This is a genomic window from Burkholderia sp. Se-20373 (assembly GCF_017104705.1).
Taxonomy (GTDB): Bacteria; Pseudomonadota; Gammaproteobacteria; order Burkholderiales; family Burkholderiaceae; genus Burkholderia.
In genome coordinates, this window is sequence record NZ_JAAGPH010000007.1 from 1 (window position 1) to 23,983 (window position 23,983).

Here is a 23,983-nt window from a genome sequence, read left to right on the forward strand (position 1 = left end):
CGCGGACACCGCGCGGCTTTACCAGGCGATGGGCACGCCGCCGGTCGACAAGCCCGGCCAGTCCGGCAGGACCGACAAGGCGGCCGACGCGCCCGCCACCGGCCAGCAAGCGCGCGCCGCCGGCGCCGACACGCCGCCTTCGCCGCAATAAGCCGGCCCTGCGATCGGGTGCGCGGAATTCCGCCGCGCACCCGATTTCCGATCTTCCGCTTGACCCTCACGTAGCGTAACGTTCGAGACTCCAGTGTGCGACCCGAATGGAGGAACGAATGCGACTGAAAGTGGGAGAGCTGGCGAAACGCAGCGGGCTGACCGTCCGCACGCTTCGTCACTATCACGCGATCGGTCTGCTGACGCCTTCGGCGCGCGCCGACAACGGCTACCGGCTGTACGACCGCCACGACATCGCGCGGCTCCACCAGATCCAGGCGCTGCGTCGCTTCGGCCTGTCGCTCACCGAAATCGGCGACCACCTGAACCAGCCCGACACACCGCTCGTCGAGATCGTCGCGAAGCAGATCGCGCTGCTCGACCGTCAGCTCGCGCAGACCGCGCAGCTGCGCGAGCGGCTCGTGAACCTGCATGCGCAGCTCGCCGCGGGCACGGAGCCGGAGCTGGCCGATTGGCTCACCACCCTGGAGTTGATGACCGTGTACGACAAATACTTTTCCGAGGAAGAACTCGCGCGCCTGCCGATGTACCAGAAGAGCCAGGCGGGCGACGCCGAATGGATCGCACTCGTCGACGCGGTGCGCGCGCTGCACGACGCGGGCGTGCCCGCCGAAGACGAACGCACCCGTGCGCTCGCCAGCCGCTGGATGGCGCTGCTCGTGCGCGACACGAACAACGATCCACGGCTGCTGGCGAAGCTGAACCTGATGCACGAATGCGAACCGGCGATGCAGTCGAAGATCGGCATTTCGACCGCGCTGCGCGACTATGTGCTGCGCGCGTCGGCGGAAACCAAGATGCGGATCTTCGAGAAGTACCTCACGCCGGACGAGATCCGCTTCATGCGCGCCCACTACGGTGAAAGCGCGATGGCATGGCCGCAACTGATGGGCGACGTGCGCGACGCGATCGAGGCGGGCGCCAGGCCGGATTCACCGGAAGGCCGCGCGCTCGCGCAGCGCTGGCTCACGCTGTTCTGCAGCTATGCCGGCAACGATCCGGCCACGCATGCGAAATTCCGCCGGGCGATGATGAACGAGCCGTCGCTGACGAAGGATTCGTGGATCGACGACACGTTGATCGGCTTCGTGCGGGAGGCGATGGCGCAGCTGGCGCCGGCGCGATGAACAGGTTGAACGCATGACGTTGCGGGCGGCGGGCGGGTTTTCCGCGTGCCGCCCGTTTCACCGACAGGCGCGCGTCGAACGCACCGTCGCGGCCGCCGCGCGCATGCCTACCGATAGTCGCGCGCGCTGATCCCGCGCCAGCGCTTCGTCATGTAACGCAGAAACGCGGGCTGCGCCTTCAGGTCCGCATTCGGCACGGGCGCCGCACCGCCGTCCATGAACTTGCCGTTGACCGTCACCGTCTCCTCGCCGCGCAGCACGTACTTCGTGCCCTGGTCGATCAGGAAGTACTTGACCTGGTCGACGCTCACATCGCCGCGACAACCGATCTTGTACGCGAACAGGAACTGCTTGCGGCCGTTGCCGAGCAGGTCGCGCATTTCGATCGACGCAGGTACGACGTCGAGAATCACGTCGACCGGGCATGCCTTCACGTAGTCACGCACGGTCCAGTCGGGCCGGCCGTCGAGCGTCGCGGCGACCTTGAGTTCGACGTCGTCGCCGGACTCGGTTCTCGTGAGCGTCACCGCATGCGCGCCGGCCGCGTCGGTCCACGTGTACTCGGCGGCGGCCTGCGCCAGGTTGCACAACGCAGTGGCTGCGAGAAACAGGCAAGGCGAAAGGAAGCGTCTCTTCATCGGCGACGTGGGAGGCGGGATCTGGATCGAACGCGCCATTATCGGCAAAGCCGCTTTTCGCCGCCAGCCGCGCGCAGCATGCGCGCTCAGCCTTCGCGCGTGCCAAGCCCGAGCGCCTTCATTCGCCGGTACAACGTCCGCTCGCTCATCCCGACCTGCTCGGCGAGCGCCTTGCGCGTGCCGTCGAACGTGCGCGCGATCCGCACGAGCTCTGCATCCGACACGCCGCGCACACCAGCCGCCCCCTCCTGCTGCACCGCCGATGCAACAACCAGCTCGGCCGGCAGATGCTCGATCCGGATCGTCCCGTCGTCCGCGAACAGGCACGCGCGTTCGAGCACGTTGCGCAGCTCGCGGATGTTGCCCGGCCACGCGTACGCATCGAGACACGCGAGCGCGCGCTCGGTCAGCACGAACGGCCGGGCCGCGAACGGCCGCGCGCCCGCGTCGCCCGCGCTGGCACGCGCGTTCGCGATCCGCCGCAGGATCGATTCGGCCAGCAGCGCGACGTCCCCGCGCCGCTCGCGCAGCGCCGGCAACGGAATCGGAAACGCGTTGATCCGGTAATAGAGATCCTGCCGGAACCGGCCGTCGTCGATCATTTCGCGCAGCGGCTTGTGCGTGGCCGCGACCAGCCGGAAATCCGCGCGCAGCGCCTCGACGCCGCCGACGCGCCGGAACGTGCCCGACTCGATCAGCCGCAGCAGCTTCACCTGCATCGGCAGCGGCACGTCGCCGATCTCGTCGAGAAACAGCGTGCCGCCCTGCGCGGTCTCGACGAGGCCCGGCTTGCGCTGGTTCGCGCCGGTGAACGCGCCCTTCTCGTAACCGAACAGCTCGCTCTCGAACAGCGTCTCGGCGATCCCCGAACAATCGACGACGACGAACGGCCCCATCGCGCGGTCGCTCGCCTCGTGCAGCGCGCGGGCGAACAGCTCCTTGCCGGTGCCCGATTCGCCGAGCAGCAGCACCGGCAGCATCGACGGCGCGACGCGCTGCAATGCGCCGAGCGCCGCATTGAACGCGTCGGCGCCGCCGACGAGCCCTTCCGCGCTCGGCTGCGCGGATGCGCTGCGCACCGTCGTCAGCCGCTCGACGTACGCGATCACATTGCCGTCGGCATCGAAGATCGGCCGCAATTCGACGTCGACATGCTCGGGGCCGCGCGGCGTGTGGTGGATGTGCAGCACGCGGTTCAGCCCGCGCGATTCGAGCGCCTGCTTCATCGGGCAATGCTCGCCGGCCTGGTCGCACGGCACGTCGTAGTGATGCGAGACCTGGAAACAGTGCCGGCCCACGTGCTCGACGCCCGCGACGCCGAACTGGCGCCGGTACGCATCGTTCGCCGCGAGGATGCGGTAGTCGGGATCGACGACGATCATCGGCTGCGGATCCTGCTCGAGATACGCGACGAGCGCGCGCACGTCGGGCATGGCGTCGCGGCGCGGCGCGGGGACGATCGGGATGGTGTCGTGCGGATTCATGCGGACGCTCGGTGAAGGCGTGCCTGACGAACTGCCAGGCAGACTGCCAATTCTGCCACGATACTGCCAGATGTGGCAGTCAGCAGTGACGAACGGAGGCCAACGACGTCCGTTCATTGCTGCAACCGCACCGAAAATCCGAGCCGAATCAAGTCCCTGGCGGATCGGCCGGTGCGTCGGCGCACGCTGGCACGCTTCTTGATTTACCCATCCCGATTGCAGATACAGAACCCGATCGAGGACACCCCGTGAGCCATGCCACCACGCTGTCGGTCGAAGGCTTTTTCGACCCGGCGACCCACACCGTCAGCTATCTGCTGCTCGATACCGCGAGCCGCGCGTGCGCGCTGATCGACAGCGTGCTCGACTACGACCCGAAATCCGGCCGCACGCGCACCGCGAGCGCCGACCGGCTGATCGCCCGTGTCGCCGAACTCGGCGCCGACGTGCACTGGCTGCTGGAAACCCACGTGCACGCCGACCACCTGTCGGCCGCGCCGTACCTGAAGGAACACGTCGGCGGCCGGATCGCGATCGGCTCGCACGTGCGCCGCGTGCAGCACGTGTTCGGCACGCTGTTCAACGCGGGCTCCGGTTTCGCGCAGGACGGCCGCCAGTTCGACCGGCTGCTCGACGACGGCGACACGCTCGCGCTCGGCGCGCTGACGATCCGCGCGTTGCATACACCGGGCCACACGCCCGCGTGCATGACCTACTGCGTCGACGACGCGACACAGCGCGCGGCATTCGTCGGCGACACGCTGTTCATGCCCGACTACGGCACGGCCCGTTGCGATTTCCCGGGCGGCGACGCGCGCACGCTGTACCGCTCGATCGCGCGCGTGCTCGGCCTGCCGCCCGACACGCGCCTGTACCTGTGCCACGACTACCAGCCGGGCGGCCGCGACGTGCAGTTCGAGACGACCGTGGCCGAGCAGCGCCGCGCGAACGTGCACGTGAAGGACGGCGTGACCGAGGACGATTTCGTCGCGATGCGCACCGCGCGCGATGCCACGCTCGCGATGCCCGTGCTGATGCTGCCGTCCGTGCAGGTCAACATGCGCGCCGGCCACCTGCCCGAGCCCGAAAACAACGGCGTGCGCTACCTGAAGATCCCGCTCGACGCGATCTGAGCGACACGCCCCGCCCCATCCGGAGCCCCCCGACATGACCCTCCGCAAGCTGACCGACACGCTGTCGGTCTCGCCGCAGATCGCGGCGGCCGACCTGCCCGCGCTTCACGCGGCCGGTATCCGCGCGATCATCTGCAACCGCCCCGATGGCGAAGGCCCCGACCAGCCGACCGTCACCGAGATCCGCGCGGCCGCCGCGCCGCTCGGCATCGACGTGCATTACCTGCCGGTCGATACCGGCAAGGTGACCGACGACCAGGCCGCGCAGTTCGGCGCGCTCGTCGCGTCGATCGACGGCCCGGTGCTCGCGTACTGCCGCAGCGGCACGCGCTCGGCCACGCTGTGGGCGCTGTCGCAAGCCGCCCTGCGTCCGCTGAACGACATCGTCGCGACGGCCGCTGCGGCCGGCTACGATCTGCACGCGATCGCGTCGCGTGTCGCGCAAGGCGGCAGGCAGGCGGCGCCGGCCATCGACGCGCGGCACGACATCGTGATCGTCGGCGCGGGCGCGGCCGGCATCGCGGTCGCGTCGAGCCTGCTCGCGCGTGACGCATCGCTCGACATCGCCGTGATCGATCCAGCCGACGTCCACTACTACCAGCCGGGCTGGACGATGGTCGGCGCGGGTGTGTTCCGCCCCGAGACCACCGCGCGCCGGATGACCGACGTGCTGCCGCGCGGCGTGCAGCACATCCAGGCCGCCGTCGCGGGCTTCGAGCCCGAAGCGCACACGGTCGTGCTCGACGGCTGCCGCCGCATCGGCTATCGCAAGCTCGTCGTGTGTCCGGGACTCAAGCTCGACTGGCACGGGATCGAAGGCCTCGCCGACACGCTCGGCCGCAACGGCGTCACGTCGAACTACCGCTACGATCTCGCGCCGTACACGTGGGAACTCGTTCGCGCATTCCGCGGCGGCAACGCGCTCTTCACGCAGCCGCCGATGCCGATCAAGTGCGCGGGCGCGCCGCAAAAGGCGATGTACCTGTCATGCGACCACTGGCGACGCGCGGGCCGCCTCGAGGCCGCGAACGTCGAGTTCCTGAATGCGGGCGCCGCGTTGTTCGGCGTCGCCGACTACGTGCCCGCGCTGATGGAGTACGTGAAAAGCTACGACATCGCGCTGTCGTTCGGCCACAACCTCGTGTCGATCGACGGGCCCGCGCGCCGCGCGACGTTCGCGCGCGCACTGCCGGACGGCGGAAAGGAAACCGTCGTGCGTGCGTTCGACATGATCCACGTCGTGCCGCCGCAGAAGGCGCCCGACTTCGTGCGATCGAGCCCGCTCGCCGATGCGGCCGGCTGGATCGACGTCGATCCGGTGACGCTGCGGCACAAGCAGTATCCGGACGTCTACGCGCTCGGCGACGCCACCAACACGACCAACGCGAAGACGGCCGCGGCCGCCCGCAAGCAGGCACCCGTCGTCGCGCACAACCTGCTCGCATCGCTCGGCCGCGCGCACGGCGACGCCGCGTACGACGGCTACGGCTCGTGCCCGCTCACCGTCGAGCGCGGCAAGATCGTACTCGCCGAGTTCCTGTACGGCGGCAAGGTCGCGCCGACCTTCCCTGCGTGGCTGATCGACGGCAAGCGCCCGTCGCGGCTCGCGTGGCTGCTCAAGGAGCGCGTGCTGCCGCCGCTCTACTGGAAGGCGATGCTCAAGGGCCGCGAATGGCTTGCGAAGCCCGCGATCGCACGTTGACCGGAGCGAGATGACGTCATGCTGATTTCCCTCGTCCTGGGCGGTTTCGTCGGTGCCGTGCTCGGCCTGACCGGCGCCGGCGGCGGCATCCTCGCGGTGCCGGCGCTCGTCGTCGGCATGAGCTGGCCGATGCAGCAGGCCACGCCCGTCGCGCTCGTCGCGGTGGCCGGCAGCGCCGCGCTCGGCGCGCTCGAAGGTTTCCGCCGCGGGCTCGTGCGCTATCGCGCGGCGCTGCTGATGGCCGTGGCCGGCGTGCCGCTGACCACGCTCGGCGTACGGCTTGCGCACGTGCTGCCGCAACGCCTGCTGCTCGCGTTGTTCGCGCTGACGATGCTGGTCGTCGCCGGCCGCCTGTTGCGGCAGGCGCTGCGGCGGGCGCCGGTCGACGCGGAAGCGTCGCCGCTGTGCGTCGGCCGCGTGAATCCCGATACGGGCCGGCTCGTGTGGTCCTGGCCGGTCGGCGTCGCGCTGGCGTCGACCGGCGCGATGACGGGCCTGATGACGGGATTGCTTGGTGTCGGCGGCGGTTTCGTGATCGTGCCGATGCTGCGCAAGTTCACGAACGTGTCGATGCACGGTGTCGTCGCGACGTCGCTGATGGTGATCGCGCTCGTCGGCACCGGCGGCGTGTTCGCGACGCTCGTGTCGGGCACGCGCGCACCGCTCGACGTGACGCTGTGGTTCACCGTCGCGACCGCGCTCGGCATGGCCGCCGGCCGCGGCGCGTCGCGCCACCTCGCCGCGCGGCACGTGCAGGCCGGGTTCGCGGCCGTGCTCGTGTGCGTCGCGCTCGGGCTGCTGGCGAAGGCGGCGTTCGGCGCGTGAGCCGGCGCGAGATCGGGCGCGGGAATCGAACCCGCGTCCCGTCTACGATGCCGTTCATCTGTCGCAATCGCGTATAGACCGGCACTGATCCACACGCAGCGCCCCCCAAACAAAACGCCCGGCCCGACTCGTCGTCGGCACCGGGCGCTTTTTACAGCAGCGATCCCAACCCGAACGTCAGGTCGCGAACCCCGCCATCCGCTTGCGTTCCTGGCGCAGCATCACGAAGTTCGCGATCACGACGCCGGCCGTCACCGCGACGATGAACAGCGTCGCGAGCGCGTTCATCTCCGGGTTCAAGCCCAGCCGCACACGCGAGAACACCACGAGCGGCAGCGTCGTCGAGCCGGGGCCCGACAGGAACGCCGACAGCACGAGGTCGTCGATCGACAGCGTGAACGACAGCAGCCAGCCCGCGATCAGCGCCTGCGAAATCAGCGGCAGCGTGATCGTGAAGAACACCTTCAGCGGTGTCGCACCGAGATCGAGCGCGGCTTCTTCCAGCGACGGGTTCAGCTCGCGCACACGCGACTGCACGATGATCGCGACGTACGAGATGCACAGCATCACGTGGCCGAGCCAGATCGTGAACACACCGCGCTCGGCCGGCCAGCCGATCCACTTCGCCAGCTCGATGAACAGCAGCAGCAGCGAGATCCCCTGGATCACCTCGGGAATCACGAGCGGCGCGTTGATCATCCCGCTGAACAGCGCGAAGCCGCGGAAGCGCCCCATCCGCGCGAGCACGAAGCCGGCCCACGTGCCGATGAACACCGACGCGAACGCGGTCAGCACGCCGATCTTCAGCGACAGCCACGCGGCCGTCAGCAGCTCGTCGTCCTCGACGAGCGCCGCGTACCAGCGGAACGAGAAGCCCGACCACACGGTGACGAGCTTCGACTCGTTGAACGAATAGACGATCAGGCTGATGATCGGGATGTACAGGAACGCGAAGCCGGCAAACAGCGCCGCGAACTGCAGGTAACGATTCGGCTTCATCGGCGGCCTCCCTGCTCCTTCGCCTGGAAGTGCTGGAACATCGCCATCGGCACGAGCAGCAGCAGCACCATCGCGCAGGTCACCGCCGACGCCATCGGCCAGTCTGCGTTGTTGAAGAACTCGTTCCACATCACGCGGCCGATCATCAGCGTGTTCGCGCCGCCGAGCAGTTCGGGAATCACGTACTCGCCGACCGCCGGGATGAACACGAGCAGGCAGCCCGCGATGATCCCGTTCTTCGACAGCGGCAGCGTGATCTGCACGAACGCCTTCCACGGCTTGGCGCCGAGGTCGTACGCGGCTTCGAGCAGGCGCAGGTCCATCTTCACGAGATGCGCGTAGAGCGGCATCACGAGGAACGGCAGGTACGAATACACCATCCCGATGTACACCGCGTAGTTGGTGCGATACAGCTCGATCGGCGTATGCGTGAGCCCGATCCACATCAGGAAGTTGTTCAGCAGCCCGTTGTTCTTCAGGATGCCGATCCACGCATACACGCGGATCAGGAACGACGTCCAGAACGGCAGCATCACGCCCATCATCAGCAGGTTGCGGGTCGCCGGGTTCGAGCGCGCGATGTAGTACGCCATCGGATAGCCGATCAGCAGGCACAGCAGCGTCGTGATCGCGGCGACCCACACCGAGTTCACGTAGGTCGCGAAATACAGGCTGTCCGTGAACAGGAACGCGTAGTGCGACAGGTTCAGCGCGACGTGCACGACGCCGTCGGTGTACGACGCGAGCTCCGTGTACGGCGGGATGCCGAGCTGCAGCTCCGCGAAACTGATCTTGACGACCAGCACGAACGGCACGAGGAAGAACAGCACGAGCCACGTGAACGGCCCGGCGACGACCGCCGTGGCGCCCGTCAGGTTGAAGCGCCGCACCGGCCACTCGAGCAGGGACTTGAACGCGGTCATGACGTCAGCACCACGCCGGCCGTCGCGCTCCAGCGCACGTAGATCTCGTCGCCGAGCGCAGGCGTCTCGAGCTCGGAAATCGCGAGGCTCGACACGTTCGCGATCACCGTCTTGCCGCCGTCGAGCTTCACGTGATACAGCGAGTAGCCGCCCATGTACGCGACGTTGCTGATCCGGCCGCGCGCCCAGTTGAACGCGCCTTCGGGCGGCTTGCGCGTCAGCGCGATCCGTTCGGGGCGCACCGACACGGTGACCGGCATCCCGAGCGGGCCCGAGATCCCGTGGCTCACGTACAGCCGGCTCGGCAGCTCCGGCGATTCGATGTACACGTGGTCGGGTTCGTCCTCGACGGTCACACCGTCGAACAGGTTCGTCGAGCCGATGAATTCGGCCGAGAAGCGGCTGTTCGGATATTCGTACACCTCGTTCGGCGAGCCGATCTGCACGATCTGCCCTTCGCTCATCACCGCGAGACGATTGGCCATCGTCATCGCTTCTTCCTGGTCGTGCGTGACCATGATGCAGGTGACGCCGACCTTGTTCAGGATGTTGACGAGCTCGATCTGCGTGCGCTGGCGGATCTGCTTGTCGAGCGCGGACATCGGCTCGTCGAGCAGCAGCAGCTTCGGCCGCTTGACCAGCGAGCGCGCGAGCGCGACGCGCTGTTGCTGGCCGCCGGACAGCTGATGCGGCTTGCGCTTCGCGTACTTGCTCATCTGCACGAGTTCGAGCGCCGATGCGACGCGCGCCTTCAGCTCGGCCTTCGGCGTGCCTTCCTGCTTGAGACCGAACGCGACGTTCGACTCGACCGTCATGTGCGGGAACAGCGCATACGACTGGAACATCATGTTCACGGGCCGCTTGTACGGCGGCATCTGCGCGAGGTCCTCGCCGTCGATCAGGATCTTGCCCGACGTGACCGTCTCGAGGCCCGCGAGCATCCGCAGCAACGTCGACTTGCCGCAGCCCGAGCTGCCGAGCAGCGCGAACAGCTCACCCTGGCGCACGGTCAGGTTGACGCTGCGCACGGCTTCGGTGTCGCCGAACTTCTTGACGACGTCGACGATCTGGACAAAGTTCTCGGCGCGCGCATCGGCGCCGGAGGAGGAAACGGAGGACGGCGCGCCCGCGACCGGCGCACCCGACTGGCTATTCATGATGTGCTGCTTCTCTCCTGCGTTGAACGAACAAAGCCCCCGGGGGCACCAGGGGCTTCATGACTGCTGATTCACTCCGGCTCGCGTCAGCGGCCCGACTTCAGCTCGGTCCACAGACGCGTCTGCAGACGCTGGATTTCAGGCGGCAGCGGCTTGAGCAGGAACAGCGTCTTCACGACGTCGGCCGGCGGATAGACGGCCGGGTCGTTCGCGACGTCGGGCCGCACGTACTTGCGGGCCTCTGCGTTGGCGCTCGGGTAGTACACCGCGTTCGTGATCGCCGCGTGCACCTTCGGATCCTCGATGTAGTTGATCCACTGCAGCGCGGCATCCTTGTTCTTCGCGTCCTTCGGGATCGCCATCACGTCGAACCACACCGGCGCGCCGCCCTTCGGAATGTAGTACTCGACCTTGTACGACTTCTTCGCCTCGATCGCGCGATGCTTCGCGATCACGACATCGCCCGACCAGCCGAACGCGAAGCAGATGTCGCCGCCGACCAGGTCGTTGATGTAGCCCGACGAGTTGAATTGCGTGATGTACGGGCGGATCTTCTTCAGCACTTCCATCGCGGCCTTGTAGTCGGCCGGGTTCGTGCTCATCGGATCCTTGCCGATATAGTGCAGCGTCGCCGCGAACATCTGGTCGGGTGCGTCGAGCACCGACACGCCGCAGGTCTTCAGCTTCGAGATGTTTTCCGGCTTGAACAGGATGTCCCAGTTGTCGAGCGGCACCTTGCCGAGCGCCTGCTGCGCCTTCGTCAGGTTGTACGCGAGACCGGTCGTGCCGTACGCCCAGGGCACCGAGAACTTGTTGCCCGGGTCCGCGCCGGCGACGAGCGCCATCAGTTGCGGATCCAGGTACTTGAGGTTCGGCAGCTTCGACTTGTCGAGCGGCGCGAAGATGCCGGCGGCGATCTGCTTGCCTGCGTAGTTGCTGGTCGGCACGACGATGTCGTAGCCCGAGCTGCCCGTCAGCAGCTTCGCCTGCAGCGTGTCGTCGCTGTCGTAGTTGTCGTAGCGAACCTTGACGCCCGTCTGCTTCTCGAAGTTCGGGATCGTGTCCTTCGCAATGTAGTCCGACCAGTTATAGACATTGAGCTGCGACTCCTTCGCCGCTGCCGCCGATGCACCCACGCACAGCGCGAGCGCTGCGAACCGGCCCACTACCTTTGCTTTCATCCCGTTCTCCCTCCGGCCGGACCGTGTGTCCGGCTGCCGTCTGCCTCGTCATGACGGCGCATTCTGGCGCGCCGCCCCTCGAAAACCCCGAAAACTACCATCATTCGCGCGCCGTCACAAAAAAATCATGCCGGTGTCGCGCAAACGGAACAGATTACCGCCGCCGGCCAGGCTGGCCGCCCGTGCGGCGGGGCGTTCCCGGGGAATTCTATCGGGTAATCGGCGGCTGTCCACCGGGAAAAACGGGCGGCGGCGCGCCCGCGTGCTCCGGCCGGACGCGAACCGCCCGGCGGCCGTGCCTGAACCCCGCCGTACTGTCACGCTGCTGCAGCGGTACGGCATGCCGGCCGCACCCGTCCGACCGTCCGGCCGCGATGCATTAAAATGGCGGCTGACGATTCAACTGCGTGAACCCTTTCGATGGCCTCCAATCTCCACGACCTGCCCGACAGCCCCTGCATCGGCGTGTGTTCGACCCTCTTCGACGAAGTCTGCAAGGGCTGCGGCCGCACGGCCGCCGAAGTGTCGAACTGGGTGTTCCTGAGCGACGACGAAAAGCGCGCGGTGTGGGAGCGCATCTCGCGCGAAGGTACCGCGATGCGCTTCCAGTACGACAAGCTGTAAATCCGCCGCCGCTGCGCATAAAAAAAGCGGCATGCCGACCGACATGCCGCCAACCCCAACTCTGTTCTGTTCCCTTCGCGTCTAGAACTTCATCCCGACGCCCACGCCGACGATCAGCGGATCGATGTGCAGCGTGCCGATGCCCTTGTCGCCCAGCGTCGCATCGGTGCTCATCCAGATCTTCTTCACGTCGACGTTCATGAAGACCTTCTTCGTCAATTGCACGTCCACGCCGAACTGCAGCGCGGGGCCGAAGCTGCTCTTGTTGATCGACACGCCCTCGCCGCCGACGTTGAGCCCGTTGTTGTAGAAGTACGTGTAGTTCACGCCCGCGCCGACGTACGGACGCACCTTGCCGGCATGGTTGAAGTGGTACTGCAGCAGCAGTGTCGGCGGCAGCACGCCCACGCCGCCGAGATTGCCGACGCTCGACGTCAGCTGGTGCCGCGACGTACCCAGGATCAGCTCGACGCCGAGGTAGTCGCGGATCATGTACGTGAAGTCGAGCTCGGGCACGATCGCGTTGTTCACCCCGACGTTCAGCGCGCCCAGCGTATCGCTCGCGCGTTCGTTCGGCTGGATGCTGATCGCGCGCAGCCGGACCAGGACGTCGCCCTGGTTGATGCCGTCGCCCGGCGAGGCTGCGTGCGACAGCGAAGGCATCGCGGCGAAAGCGGCTGCAACAGCGGCAGCGGTGACACAAGTTCGAATCGTTTCATGCATGGTACGGACCCCCAAAGAATGGTTTCCATTCTCCCTGTAGGGTCTTTTCTTCATCTTGATATTCGTCAAGCCAGCGTAAACGTGGGGCGGTTTGCCGCAGGCTCCGTCGCAGCGCCCGTCAGCAACAGGTCGAGCAGATCGCGCACGCTGCGGATCGCACGGCCGAACGGCAACGCTTCGCGGCCGCGGAAGAACAGCCCGTTCGCGACGTCGCCGCGCAGCGCGGCCGCGAGCCGCGTGTCGATGCAGAAATGGCCGAACTTCTCGATGCCGTCGCGCAAGCCGCATACGCTCAGGCATTCGAGCGCGGTCGGGCAGCGCTGTTTCAGCGCGCCGAGCTTGATGCGGATGCGCGTCTCGTTGCGCAGGTAACGATCGAGCCACGGCGTCTTCACCGCCCGCGCGGGCAACCCCGTCACGCTGACGAAGTCGACGATGTCCTCGGGCGTCGCGTCGGCCAGCACGCGCTTGAAGTGCGGATGCGCATCGCCCTCTTCCGTCACCGCGAACGGCGTCCCCACCTGCACGCCGTTCGCGCCGGCCTCGAACGCCGCACGCACCGTGTCGTGACTGTTGATCCCGCCCGCAACGATCAGCGGGATCGTTTCGCGCGCAAGGCCGAGCGACGCCATCACCTGGGCGGTCTCGTCGAGCACGCGCGCGAAATCGAAGCGAGGGTCGTGCATGTCGTCGATCTGCGTGACGCCGAGATGGCCGCCCGCATGCGCCGGATGCTCGATCACGATCGCGTCGGGCAGGCGCCCCTTCTTCATCCACTTCTTCAGCACGAGCGCGATCCCGCGGCTGTCCGACAGGATCGGAATCAGCGCGATGTCGTGTCCTTGCGTGAGGTCGGGCAGATCGAGCGGCAGGCCCGCGCCCATCACGATCGCGTCCGCCCCCTCGTCGCACGCGACCCGCACGTAGTCGGCATGCGCGCTCACGGCCTTCATCACGTTGACCGCGATCATCCCGCGCCCTTCGCTGTAGGTCCTCGCGAGGCGGATCTCGCGTGCGAGCGCCTCGAGGTTCGCGGCCTCGAGCGTCGCGCGATCGGGTTGCGCGCGGCAACGCGCGAGCAGGTCCGCATGATGGTGGCGCAGGTCGATGCTCGCGATCGTGCCGACCGCGCCTTCGCGCGCGACGCTGCCCGCCAGCCGGTGCGCGGAGATGCCGACACCCATGCCGCCCTGCACGACGGGCAACAAGGTGCGGCCGCGAATCGTCAGCGGCGGAAAGGAAGTGCGTACGGTCATCTGAAACCTCGTCGGAACATCGGAACCGCGATGATCGACGATCCACCGACGCGCACCTTGACGGCCGTCAATAAAAAACGGCACGCGAGCGTGCCGTTTTCATGTCATGCCGCGAGAAACGTTCAGGCCGGCTTCGCGGGCTTGAGCTGCATCGACTTGTACTCGAGATATTCTTCGAGTCCGTACACGCCGTTCTCGCGGCCGTGTCCCGACTGCTTGTAGCCGCCGAACGGCGCGGCCATGTTCCATGCGCCGCCGTTGATGTCGACCTGCCCGGTGCGGATGCGGCGCGCGATGACCATCGCGCGTTCGTCGCTGCCGGCCCATACCGCGCCGCCAAGCCCGTACGGCGAATCGTTCGCGATCCGCACGGCCTCGTCTTCATCGCGATACGTGATGATCGACAGCACCGGCCCGAAGATTTCTTCCTGCGCGATCGTCGATTTCGGATCGACGCGGCCGAACACGGTCGGCTTCACGAAGAAGCCTTTATCCAGCCCTTCCGGGCGGCCCGTGCCGCCCGTCACGAGTTCGGCGCCTTCGTCGATCCCGCGCTGGATGTAGTCCTGCACGCGCTGCTGCTGCACGGCCGATGCCAGCGCGCCGAGGCGCGTCGCATCCTGCCGCGGATCGCCGGCGACGTAGGTTTCGGCCGCCGCCTTCGCGAGCTCACGTGCCTCGTCGTAGCGCGCTTCCGGCACCAGCATGCGCGTGTGCGCGGAGCAGGTCTGCCCCGCGTTCAGGTAGCACGCGTTGACCGTGCCCTTCACCGCCGTCGCGAAATCGGCATCGTCGAGGATCACCGACGCCGACTTGCCGCCCAGTTCGAGCGCGACGCGCTTGACGCTCGCGGCCGCCAGCTCGGCCACGCGCTTGCCGGCGCGCGTCGAGCCCGTGAACGACACCATGTCGACGTCCGGATCCGTGGCCAGCACTTCACCGACGACCGGGCCATAGCCGCACACGAGGTTGAACACGCCGGCCGGCAGCCCGGCTTCATGAATCGCTTCGGCGAGCATGAACGCATTGAGCGGCGCGACTTCGGACGGCTTCAGGACGACCGTGCAGCCGGCCGCGAGCGCCGGCGCAACTTTCAGCGTGATCTGGTTGAGCGGATAGTTCCATGGCGTGATCGCCGCGACGACGCCGACCGGCTCGCGCACGACGAGCGAGTTGCCGACCTGTGCGTCGAACTCGAACGACTCGGCGAGCTTCGCGTACGCCTTCCAGTTGTAGATCGGGCCGCCGACCTGGATCGCGCGCGACAGCTTGATCGGCATCCCGACTTCGCCGGTGATCGACTGCGCGAGTTCCTCGCTGCGCGCCTGCAGATGCTCGACGATCTTGCGCAGGTAGCCCGCGCGCGTCGCGGGCGGCGTGGCCGCCCACGCGTCGAAGGCTGCGCGCGCCGCGCGGATCGCGTCCTGCGCGTCGGACGCGATGCCTTCCGGAATCCGGCCGATCACCGCCTCGGTGCCCGAGTCGATCACGTCGATCGTGCCGGTGCCGGCCGGTTTGCGCCACGCGCCGTCGATATAGAACTGGTCGTAGATTTTCATCGCTTTCCGCCTCCAGGAAAGCCGCCATTCTAGCGAGCGTTTCGGTGCGCCGGTGTGACGCGGCGTGACGATTGACAGCCATTCGAAAGGTCTTTAGCCTCGGCGCCTCATTCATCATAAGAAAGGAGAATGCCTTGAGCATCCTGACCAAAATCGAGGGCGGCTATCTTCAGGTATTGCGCGTGATCGTGCTGTTGTTCGCGACCGCGGTCCTGATCGGCGGGGTCATATTCGGCGCGGTCGCACTCGATGCGCGCCTGTCGAAACCGCCGAAGGTCGATTCGGCCATCCAGGTCGATCCTGCATCGTTCGCGTGGGAGAACGATGCGCCCGCCAAGGCCACGCCGGCCGCCGGCGGCGCCGCAGCCAGGGACGACGATGCGTCGCCCGCGCTGCGCCTGTCGACGCAACTGTCCGGCATCGTGCAGAAGCACGGCCGCGCGGCCCTGTCGCCGGACTACGCGGTCGACCGCGACGCGTACGAGCCGTCGTTCCAGCGCGTGCTCGGCGACGACGACCATCCGGACGTCGCGTACTACGAGCAGCAGATCGCGTATCTCGACAAGGTGCTGTCGCGCCCGGACGTCGCGGCCAGCGTCAAGAAGAAGGTCACCGGTCACGGCGACGAATATGCGCGAGAGCAGGCGTACACCGACGTCGTGTCGGCCGTCATGCGCGACTTCTCCGAGCGCTACGACGCACGCCGCACCGCGATCGACAACGAGAAGAAGGCCGCGGAAGAAACCGCTGCCGAGAACGGCCAGACCGCGCGCTACGCGGGCGTCGCCGCGCTCGTCGCGCTGTATTCGTTCGTGTCGCTCGCGGTGCTGATCATCCTGATCCGCGTCGAGCGCAGCATCCGCTCGATCGCGCGCGCCCCGCACACGACGACCTGAGTTCGCTCATCGGCAGCCGGGCCCGCGGGCCGGGCTGCGGCGGCCTCGGCGACGGGGCCGCTTCACGGCGCCGACGGCCGTTCACGGCCGCCTCATCCCGCGCCGCTCCTCACGCGCTTGCGCACTTTCCGTTCCCGCTGCCCCCCTGACTTCGCCTTCGGCGATCCTCGCGGGCACGGCGTCCGTTTCACCACCGCGATGTCAGCATCCGCCCGGGTGCGCGGTCGGGCCCGCATCGTGCTATGTTTTTATTATCGGCACCGGTGCAATGCAACCGGCGCCGCCCGGAATCGACGTATTTCGTGAGCGCTGCCATGTCCGACGCACCCCATATCCTCGGCTCGCAAGACCGCCTGGAACTGCTTTGCTGGCTCACCTGCGGCAATCTCGGCGCGTTTTACCTCAACGAATCGTGGCCGGACGCCACGTTCCAGGTCCAGGCCGCGCACCGCTGGCTCGACCGCCATCATCGCCAGGCCGACTGGCTGGCCGTTGCCAAGCTCGCGGCGCTCGCGCAGGACATCGCGAAGCGGCATGCCGGGTTCGTCGATGCGTCATGGGCACGCGACGCGGTCGAGGAAATCGTCGATACCGACGATCTCGACTATCGGGCGAAACTCGTGCAATGGGTCTACGAAGACTGCTGCAAGGCGCTCGCCGACAAGCGGCTGGCCGATTGAGTCCATCCGTACGGGCCGCGGCATCGCGCGGCCGCCCGTCTGTTCGTCAATGCGCGCATGGCCATCGCGATGATCGGCGGGCGCGGTACGCATCGCACCGCCCCCTGCGCCGCCACGCACCGCGACACTTACAGCAGCGACTTCGCCTGCGTCAGCACCTTGTCGCAGATCTGCTTGGTCACCTGCTGCTTCAGGCCGCCGCCGCTCAGGTCGAGCTTGCTGCCGTTGCCGGCATCGAGCACCCCGCTCGCGCCGCTGGTATAGCCGCTGTCGGACGATGCGTTGCCGCCGAGCTTGCCGATCAGCGCGTCCTTCACCGACGACGCGCCGCCGGACGCCCCGCCGAGATAGTTGTTCTGGATGCAGAACTGCAGCAGGCCGGCGACGTTCCCGGTGCTGCCCGGCGTCAGCGACGCACCGCCCCCGCCCGCCAATGCACCGCCGAGGCCGCCGAGATTGCCGAGCGCACCGCCCGCGCTGCCGCCAGAGTCGCCACCGCCGCCGACCTGCTTCAGGACGTCGCCCAGCTGCGCATGCGCGACCGAAAACGGCGCGAGCAATCCGATCAGCGCGCCGGCAACGGTCGCGCGGTATAGACGTGCATTCATGTGAAGCCTCCCGGTTGTGATGGCATGAGTACCGCGAATCGAATCCAAGGATACTCAATCGACCCGTGCATGACAGCTTTCGGATGCCGCCTGAAACGTCAGGCATCGTGATATCGCCACAATTTGACAAAGCTTGACGGCGGGCCGTGTGCGGAACGTCGGTTTGACGCAGGCTCGCGATCGCTGCGCCAGGTCGCCGGCGCGCGTGAAGCGTCATAGAATCGTCGGGCCGGCCGTTCGGACCCTCCGGCCCGATCCCCATCCCGAACCCGAAGGATGCTCGCGTGATGCTTGCCCATCGACTTCTGCTGATCGCCGGCGCATCGGCCGCGCTGCTTTGCGGGTCCGGCGCCGCCCGCGCGGCGACGGCCACGGCGGCCGCCGCATGCCCGTCGCCTTCGTTCGACCGCTATCCGGCACCCGCCGCGAGCGCGCCGCGCAAGCCGGCTGCGGCGCCCCGCCTGACCACCCGGGAAACCCGGCTCTACCGCACCGTCATTCGCGACGAATTCACGCAACCGGCCAATTTTGCCGGCCACTACCGGGTCGCGATCTGGGGTTGCGGAACGGATTGCCGCAATTTCGCGATCGTCGACAAGTACACGGGCGCGACGTACACGATGCCCGGCGTGCAGGCCATCGCAGGCGTGATGGGCAACGACGAGGCGCGCGTCGATTTCCGTCCCGGCAGCAGGCTGATGATCGTCGCGGGTTGCTTCAACGACGAATGCGACGACAACAGCGCGAAGGCCGCCCGGTTCTTCTACGAGTGGACCGGTACGCAGTTGCGTCGGATCGGCACCTGTCCGCTGGCGATCGAGCCGCTCCAGTAGCCGGCCAGTGAGCGCGCCGGCCGCCGCTCGCCGCGACTTGCGCTATCGTTGCTCCGGTACACCTTGAACGGCGCACCCATCCGCGATGTCCATCCGCCTCAGTTTCGACGACGGGCCCGGTCCCTCGACACCCTTCTTGCTCGATGTTCTACACGCCGCGTCCTGCCAGGCGACCTTCTTCCTGCTCGGCCAGAATCTCGAAGACGCGCTCGATGTCGCGGCAAGCATGGTGAGCGAAGGCCACCCGCTCGGCAATCACACCCATTCGCACGCGAAGCCCGGCGCGCTGGCGGACGATGCACTGATCGACGAGATCGAGACGACCGACGCGCTGATCCGCGAAGCCTATCGTCGAGCCGGCGTTCCGGCGCCGGACACGATTCCATTGCGCCTGCCTTACGGCCTGATGCCGCAGGACAGTCGCGCCGGCGTGCTGGCGCGGCTGCAGCGCGAACACACGGGCTGGACCGCGATACTGGACGACTGGCAGCGGCCGGCGCCGTCGCCGCAGGCGCTGTTCGACGCGATGTGCGCGCACGCCGACGCCAGCGCGGCACGGCAACATGACGTGCTGTTCTGCATGCACGACGGATCGCGACGCGGCGAGGCGCGGCCCCATACGGTCGAAGCGGTGCGCCTGTTCCTGAATCGGCCGCGCTGACGAAGCAGCCGGTTAACGTCCCGGCGCCGCACCATCGAGCAACTGCCACCAGCCGCCGAGAAAACCGATGCCCGGCCCCGGCGTCCACAGCCCGCGCTGTGCGGCTTCGAGATGGATCAGCGTCTGGTCCGCGCAGAACAGGCCCATCACCGCATCGCGGCGGCCGTGCAGCCAGTCCGGCACGTCATCGGCCCGAGTCGCGGCATAGGCTTGCAGGCCGACACCCCAGCGCCGCGCATCGAATACGAAGCGATCGTCCCTGCCCGCATCGCGCGACAGCGCGAACAGCGCAAACGCCGCCTCGAGCCACTGCGCGCCCTGCCCGACATCGTCGAAATCGAGCACGCCGTTCACCGCGTGCCCCACGTACAGCAGATTGCCCGCGTGATAGTCGCCGTGCAGCCAGTGCACCGCTCCCGTCAGCCAGCGGGCAGCAGCGCCGAGATGTGCGCCGATCCGACGCATCATCGTCTCGTAGTGGCCGCTCAGGTCACCCGGCAACGACGGTGCGGCACGCGCCGCTACGCGTGCGTGGCGCGCAGACAGCCAGGCGAGCGGCGCCGATTCGGTCACGGGTATCGCTGCCATCTCCGCATGCAGATGCGCAAGCGCACGCATCGCGTCGCTCGTGCCTGCCTCCTCATCACCCGGCAGGCCGGGGCGGCCGTCGATATGCTCGAACAGATGCAGCCAGCTCCCGTCGGGCAGTTGCACACCGGACTGGGCGTCCACGGTCGGCCGCAGCTTCGGCAGCGCAGGCAGCATCGGCGCCGCACGCGAGCGGCCGAGATGGCCGAGCATCGCCGCCTCGCGATGCACCTGCTCGATCGACTTGCCGGGCCACGACACGCGCAGCACCGTACGCCCCGCATCGCACTCGACGAGATACGTTTTGTTAGTATGGCCCGATGCCAGCGCCTGCAGGTGCGCCGGCCCGATGTTCCAGTACCGGTGAAGCCACGGTTCCAGCGTTTTCACGTCACTCCTACTCGTTGCATTGACCATGTCAAAGCGTCCCTCGGCCCGCATGCGGGACATCAATATCGAATGGCTGACGCGCGCCGCCGAATTCGACCATCTGTTCCAGACGCGCTGGCTCGGCGAGCGCTTCTTCCACCTGCCCGGCGACATGCTCGCGCTCCAGGAGCTGATCTGGCGCGAGCGTCCCGACTGCATCGTGCAGACCGGGATCGCGGCGGGCGGCGGCGTCGTATTCTCCGCGTCGATGCTGGAGCTCGCTGGCGACAGCGGCCGCGTCGTCGCGATCGAACCGCGCCTGCGCGACGAGGTCAGGCAGCGCCTGCAATCGCACCGGCTCGCCCACCGGATGACGCTGATCGAAGGCGAATCATGCGCGGACGACACGCTCGCATCGGTACGTGCGCACATCGATGACGACGCGCGCGTGATGGCGATCCTCGATCTCACGCACACCCACGCGCACGTGCTGCGCGAACTCGAATGCTATGCGCCGCTCGTGACGCCCGGCAGCTACGCGATCGTGATGGACACCATCATGGAGTACCTGCCCGCGTCGATGTTCGATGGCAAGCCGTACGGCAAAGGCAACAACCCGGCCACCGCCGCGCACGAATTCCTCGCTCGCGACAACCGCTTCGAGATCGACGACGACATCGAGGACCGCGTGCTCATGACGCTGTCGCCAGGCGGTTTCCTGAAGCGAGTGCGCTGATCAGGCGCGCCGCCTCGGCCGAACCGTCGCGCGACGCGTAGCTCGCGCGGATCCGCGCCGCCTGGTCGCGCAACGTCCCGGGCCGCAACAGGCGTTCGAGCGCATCGGCGATATCCGCCACGCCGGCTTGCTGCAGATCCAGCACGCACCCCGCGCCGGCCCGCTCGACGAAGTGCGCCGAATGGAACTGGTCATTGCAGAACGGCGACAGCAGCATCGGCACGCCGCACGCAAGCGACTCCATCACCGAATTCGCGCCGCCGTGACTGACGAACGCATGCGTGCGCTGCAGCAGCGCCAGTTGCGGCACGTAACGCACCGCGATCACACGCCCGTCGTCGGCCGGCAGCAGATCCGAATCGACCAGTTCACCCACCGACAGCACCAGTTGCGCCGACGTCGCGCGCGCCGCCTCGATGGCCTTCGCAAACACATCGGGATGGTAGTAAAGCTGGCTGCCGAGCGACATATAGACCAGCGGACGATCCGCATCGAGGCGTTCCCACGGGAACGGCGTCTCGTCGCCGCGCGGGCCGGACGGCATTGCCGGGCCGACCAGCTCGACGCCCGGCGGCGGCGCACCGACCAGCGCGTCGGTCGTGAACGCGAGCGTCATGTGCGGAGAGAGGATGTCGCATCCGCGAAAGCGCGCATCGAGCCCGTAGCGCGCGAACAGCCGCGTGCGTTCCGGCGTGAGCCATCGCACCGTGCGCAGCAGTTCCGAATCGAGATCGTCCGGCAGCACCGGATTCAGCGAATTCGACATCGAGACCCACGGCAGCCCTTCCAGCTCCGCCGCAATCGCCGCCGCATAGAGCAGCGGATCGATCACGACCACGTCGGGCCGCCAGTCGCGCAGCACCGCGCGGATGCCGTCCACCTGCGCGGGCGCGAGATCGATCAACAGCGTGCGGATCCAGTGCCGCAACCAGTCCGCGTCGCGGATGTTCGCGGCGAAGCTCGCGCCGCGCGACAGGTCGTGACGCTCGGGCGTCTCGCGCGGCCCCACAAACGTGAAACCGCCCGCGCCGTCGAGCTGTGCGCTGAGATCGGCCGGCGCATAGAACGCGACGTCGCACCCGGCGGTACGCAGATGCTGGGCCGGGCCGATACACGGATTGACGTGCCCCTTTTCGGGCACCACGCAGAACAGGACGCGTTTCATGAACGATTCAGGTTGGGCGATGCGCGGCATCGAGGGAATCGAAATGATCGAGAAGCAGGGAAAGCGTCGCCCACAGCACGCGTTCGGTATCCGCCTGCAGCGTGGGCGCGGCCAGGCCGAGCGCGTCGGCCAGCGCGTGCGTGCGGTCGCGATCGAGCAGCGCCGTAAGATCCATCGCCGGGGCGAGCCGCCCGCGCTTCGGGCCGTGTACGAGACGGTCCGGCAGGTTCAGGCACGCACCCAGGTCGCGCAGGCATTGCTTCTCCGGGTCGGGCGCGATGCTCGTCAGATGCGCGACGACGGCAGCGTCGACGAACGGCGGATGCAGGTCGACCGACGCCGCATCGAACAATGCATGGCACAGCGGCAGATAGTTGGCCGACTGGTCGCGTCGCAGCACCTGGTCCGCGCCGTCGCCGGTGATGGCCACCTCGACGCCGTCCCCGGCCATCGCCTCGGCGAGCAGCAGCTTCGCGACCGGATGCAGGTTGAACATCGGCTCCTCGACCGCATGCGTCGTTCTCGGCAGCGCCGCGACGAAATCGGCTTCGTTCGCGCGCACGATCTTCACGTTCGCCTGCATCTGCGCGGCCAGTTCGAGTGCGGCATCGCGTTCGCAATAGTCGGGCATGTCGGTCACGAGGACGTAGGACGTCACGTCCCGCTGCGCGCCGAGTTCGCGCAGCAACGCGAGCAGCAGCGCCGAATCGAGCCCGCCGCTCAGCGCCAGCGCAACGCGCTTGCCGCTGTCGAGCGCGCGCTGCAGCGACGCGCGCAGCACGGTTTCCAGATCGGCGTGCTGCGGCTGCCCGGGTGCCGGCTGCACGGTCAGCCCTTGCGGTGAACGGACCAGCGCATGGCCGGGCGGCACTGCGCGCACGTCGCGCAACACGGTGCGGCCGACCAGCCGCTCGCCGCTCAGGTAGCCCGCGATGGCCGCCGCGTCCGGCTCGCCGGCCGGTTGCCCCGACGTGTGCAGGAGGGCCCGGATGCCGGACGCCGCCGCACCGCTGCGCGGATGGTAGTGAAGCCGGTCGAAGCCGAACGGGTCGCGCGTGCCGACGATCATGGATAACGCGCCTTCAAGGCGTCCACTTCGATACGTTTGAGGATGCGATGCGGCGCCACCGGCGCGCTGCCGCCCTGGCAATGCAGGCACGCTTCGAGCGGCGCCTCGCGTTGCAGATAGGCGAGCATCGCGTCGAGCATGCCTGCGTCGTCGCGCAGCGGCAGGCCGTCGGACTGAAAATCCTTCTCGCCCCGGTAGAGCGTATGGAAATGAGCCGGGCGCGTGCACGTATAGAACATGCCGTCGCGAATCATATGGCAGCGCTCGCGAATCCAGCAATCGTGATAAAGGCGCTGCGCTTCGTCACGATCGGTACCGGGTTCCGCGCGGTTCATCGTCGTGAACACGTCCTGCACCTTCCAGTTCAGGCGCACGTCGAAGCGCGCGGCCTGGCGCTCGATGTGCGCGACCAGGTCGGGCGACAGCGACGGCTTCGGATAGCGCGAGATCGTCAGCGCATCCACCGCCTGCCAGAACGCGTCGGTCATCTCGCCGAGCTTCAGGCCGTTCGTCGTGACGGAGATCACGGGCGCGATGCCCGTGGCGCGCACGCGCCGGACGAGTTCGACGAGCGCCGGATGCAGCAGCGGCTCGCCGCCGACCAGCTTGAACATGCGCGGGCGCAGCACCTTCGCGGCGCGGCGCAGATCGGCTTCGATCGATTCGGGGCTCGCATACCACTCGGGCAGCAGCGGCGACAGCGAGCAGCATTCCGCGCAGGTCAGGTTGCAGTGATCGACGATGTGCGCTTCGAGCGAGCGCGTCAGCACGCGCCCGTCTTCGACGCGGTAATCGCGATCCAGCGGCGGCGGAAACACATGCTGCCGCTCGGTGGGCGGCGTCGGATTCGACATCCGGTTCAGATTCGCATTCACT

Annotated in this window: 24 protein-coding genes; 10 read left to right on the forward strand and 14 right to left on the reverse strand. The window is 67.7% G+C overall.

The genetic code is table 11. The annotated features are described in order from the left end of the window. The first annotated feature begins 269 nt into the window (after window positions 1-269). On the forward strand, window positions 270-1,298 hold the full coding sequence (locus G3N96_RS03770) for a MerR family transcriptional regulator (RefSeq protein WP_206136262.1): 1,029 nt from the start codon (window positions 270-272) through the stop codon (window positions 1,296-1,298). Between the two features lie 107 nt (window positions 1,299-1,405). Here the strand turns inward: G3N96_RS03770 and G3N96_RS03775 are convergent, their stop codons facing one another. After that, window positions 1,406-1,936 (reverse strand): DUF4124 domain-containing protein, encoded by a 531-nt coding sequence (locus G3N96_RS03775; protein ID WP_206136263.1) that lies wholly within the window; start codon window positions 1,934-1,936, stop codon window positions 1,406-1,408. Window positions 1,937-2,022: 86 nt separating this feature from the next. Further along, on the reverse strand, window positions 2,023-3,420 hold the full coding sequence (locus G3N96_RS03780) for a sigma 54-interacting transcriptional regulator (protein ID WP_206136264.1): 1,398 nt from the start codon (window positions 3,418-3,420) through the stop codon (window positions 2,023-2,025). 248 nt (window positions 3,421-3,668) lie between these two features. Between G3N96_RS03780 and G3N96_RS03785 the strand changes: the two genes are divergently transcribed. The 3 genes from G3N96_RS03785 to G3N96_RS03795 are packed head-to-tail and all read left to right on the forward strand — an operon-like array spanning window position 3,669 to window position 7,080. Further along, window positions 3,669-4,553 (forward strand): MBL fold metallo-hydrolase, encoded by an 885-nt coding sequence (locus G3N96_RS03785; RefSeq protein WP_206136265.1) that lies wholly within the window; start codon window positions 3,669-3,671, stop codon window positions 4,551-4,553. Window positions 4,554-4,587: 34 nt separating this feature from the next. Continuing rightward, the gene (locus G3N96_RS03790) at window positions 4,588-6,255 is read left to right on the forward strand and encodes a bifunctional protein tyrosine phosphatase family protein/NAD(P)/FAD-dependent oxidoreductase (RefSeq protein ID WP_206136266.1); all 1,668 of its coding nucleotides are present in this window, start codon (window positions 4,588-4,590) and stop codon (window positions 6,253-6,255) included. 18 nt (window positions 6,256-6,273) lie between these two features. Then, complete coding sequence (locus tag G3N96_RS03795) at window positions 6,274-7,080, forward strand: sulfite exporter TauE/SafE family protein (RefSeq protein WP_124583394.1); 807 nt, start codon at window positions 6,274-6,276, stop codon at window positions 7,078-7,080. A 177-nt stretch (window positions 7,081-7,257) separates the two neighbouring features. Here the strand turns inward: G3N96_RS03795 and G3N96_RS03800 are convergent, their stop codons facing one another. The 4 genes from G3N96_RS03800 to G3N96_RS03815 form a co-directional block, all read right to left on the reverse strand. Next, window positions 7,258-8,079: an ABC transporter permease subunit gene (locus G3N96_RS03800; protein ID WP_039357879.1), complete on the reverse strand. Its 822-nt coding sequence runs from the start codon at window positions 8,077-8,079 to the stop codon at window positions 7,258-7,260. Beyond that, on the reverse strand, window positions 8,076-9,002 hold the full coding sequence (locus tag G3N96_RS03805) for an ABC transporter permease subunit (RefSeq protein WP_124583393.1): 927 nt from the start codon (window positions 9,000-9,002) through the stop codon (window positions 8,076-8,078). The genes G3N96_RS03800 and G3N96_RS03805 overlap by 4 nt, the downstream gene beginning before the upstream one ends. Further along, the gene (gene potA, locus G3N96_RS03810; protein WP_206136267.1) at window positions 8,999-10,159 is read right to left on the reverse strand and encodes a polyamine ABC transporter ATP-binding protein; all 1,161 of its coding nucleotides are present in this window, start codon (window positions 10,157-10,159) and stop codon (window positions 8,999-9,001) included. Before potA ends, G3N96_RS03805 begins: the two co-directional genes overlap by 4 nt. An 86-nt stretch (window positions 10,160-10,245) precedes the next feature. Next, window positions 10,246-11,340 (reverse strand): polyamine ABC transporter substrate-binding protein, encoded by a 1,095-nt coding sequence (locus G3N96_RS03815; protein ID WP_124583389.1) that lies wholly within the window; start codon window positions 11,338-11,340, stop codon window positions 10,246-10,248. Window positions 11,341-11,760: 420 nt separating this feature from the next. Here G3N96_RS03815 and G3N96_RS03820 point away from each other — a divergent pair, with 420 nt between their 5' ends. Further along, window positions 11,761-11,964 (forward strand): DUF1289 domain-containing protein, encoded by a 204-nt coding sequence (locus tag G3N96_RS03820; RefSeq protein ID WP_010095552.1) that lies wholly within the window; start codon window positions 11,761-11,763, stop codon window positions 11,962-11,964. An 81-nt stretch (window positions 11,965-12,045) separates the two neighbouring features. Here the strand turns inward: G3N96_RS03820 and G3N96_RS03825 are convergent, their stop codons facing one another. From G3N96_RS03825 to G3N96_RS03835, 3 genes are all read right to left on the reverse strand, one after another. Further along, entirely contained in the window at window positions 12,046-12,687 is a 642-nt protein-coding gene (locus tag G3N96_RS03825) for an OmpW family outer membrane protein (RefSeq protein ID WP_124583387.1), read from the reverse strand. A gap of 65 nt (window positions 12,688-12,752) precedes the next feature. Then, the gene (locus G3N96_RS03830) at window positions 12,753-13,943 is read right to left on the reverse strand and encodes a nitronate monooxygenase family protein (protein WP_206136268.1); all 1,191 of its coding nucleotides are present in this window, start codon (window positions 13,941-13,943) and stop codon (window positions 12,753-12,755) included. A gap of 122 nt (window positions 13,944-14,065) precedes the next feature. Continuing rightward, complete coding sequence (locus tag G3N96_RS03835; RefSeq protein ID WP_206136269.1) at window positions 14,066-15,502, reverse strand: aldehyde dehydrogenase family protein; 1,437 nt, start codon at window positions 15,500-15,502, stop codon at window positions 14,066-14,068. A gap of 134 nt (window positions 15,503-15,636) precedes the next feature. On the opposite strand from G3N96_RS03835, the gene G3N96_RS03840 reads away from it, so the two are divergent. Both G3N96_RS03840 and G3N96_RS03845 read left to right on the forward strand, forming a co-directional pair. Beyond that, window positions 15,637-16,398 carry a hypothetical protein gene (locus G3N96_RS03840; RefSeq protein ID WP_206136270.1) on the forward strand — a complete coding sequence of 254 codons (762 nt, stop codon included), beginning with the start codon at window positions 15,637-15,639 and terminating at the stop codon, window positions 16,396-16,398. Window positions 16,399-16,712: 314 nt separating this feature from the next. Then, window positions 16,713-17,078, forward strand: a complete 366-nt coding sequence (locus tag G3N96_RS03845; protein ID WP_069248063.1) for a hypothetical protein — start codon at window positions 16,713-16,715, stop codon at window positions 17,076-17,078. 128 nt (window positions 17,079-17,206) lie between these two features. Here G3N96_RS03845 and G3N96_RS03850 read toward each other — a convergent pair whose 3' ends face one another. Continuing rightward, complete coding sequence (locus G3N96_RS03850; RefSeq protein WP_206136271.1) at window positions 17,207-17,686, reverse strand: DUF2501 domain-containing protein; 480 nt, start codon at window positions 17,684-17,686, stop codon at window positions 17,207-17,209. Window positions 17,687-17,970: 284 nt separating this feature from the next. Between G3N96_RS03850 and G3N96_RS03855 the strand changes: the two genes are divergently transcribed. Then, entirely contained in the window at window positions 17,971-18,519 is a 549-nt protein-coding gene (locus tag G3N96_RS03855; RefSeq protein ID WP_206136272.1) for a hypothetical protein, read from the forward strand. Window positions 18,520-18,604: 85 nt separating this feature from the next. Further along, window positions 18,605-19,180, forward strand: a complete 576-nt coding sequence (locus G3N96_RS03860) for a polysaccharide deacetylase family protein (protein ID WP_206136273.1) — start codon at window positions 18,605-18,607, stop codon at window positions 19,178-19,180. Window positions 19,181-19,192: 12 nt separating this feature from the next. Here G3N96_RS03860 and G3N96_RS03865 read toward each other — a convergent pair whose 3' ends face one another. Next, complete coding sequence (locus G3N96_RS03865; RefSeq protein WP_346778873.1) at window positions 19,193-20,158, reverse strand: aminoglycoside phosphotransferase family protein; 966 nt, start codon at window positions 20,156-20,158, stop codon at window positions 19,193-19,195. 25 nt (window positions 20,159-20,183) lie between these two features. Between G3N96_RS03865 and G3N96_RS03870 the strand changes: the two genes are divergently transcribed. Continuing rightward, window positions 20,184-20,873 (forward strand): CmcI family methyltransferase, encoded by a 690-nt coding sequence (locus G3N96_RS03870; protein ID WP_206136275.1) that lies wholly within the window; start codon window positions 20,184-20,186, stop codon window positions 20,871-20,873. Here G3N96_RS03870 and G3N96_RS03875 read toward each other — a convergent pair. The 3 genes from G3N96_RS03875 to G3N96_RS03885 are packed head-to-tail and all read right to left on the reverse strand — an operon-like array spanning window position 20,830 to window position 23,982. Next, window positions 20,830-22,038, reverse strand: a complete 1,209-nt coding sequence (locus tag G3N96_RS03875; protein WP_206136276.1) for a glycosyltransferase — start codon at window positions 22,036-22,038, stop codon at window positions 20,830-20,832. The two genes, G3N96_RS03870 and G3N96_RS03875, sit on opposite strands and share 44 nt — an antisense overlap. Before the next feature lie 7 nt (window positions 22,039-22,045). Beyond that, window positions 22,046-23,107 carry an asparagine synthase-related protein gene (locus G3N96_RS03880; protein WP_206136277.1) on the reverse strand — a complete coding sequence of 354 codons (1,062 nt, stop codon included), beginning with the start codon at window positions 23,105-23,107 and terminating at the stop codon, window positions 22,046-22,048. After that, window positions 23,104-23,982 carry a radical SAM protein gene (locus tag G3N96_RS03885; RefSeq protein ID WP_206136278.1) on the reverse strand — a complete coding sequence of 293 codons (879 nt, stop codon included), beginning with the start codon at window positions 23,980-23,982 and terminating at the stop codon, window positions 23,104-23,106. The genes G3N96_RS03880 and G3N96_RS03885 overlap by 4 nt, the downstream gene beginning before the upstream one ends. Between the last annotated feature and the right edge of the window lies 1 nt (window position 23,983).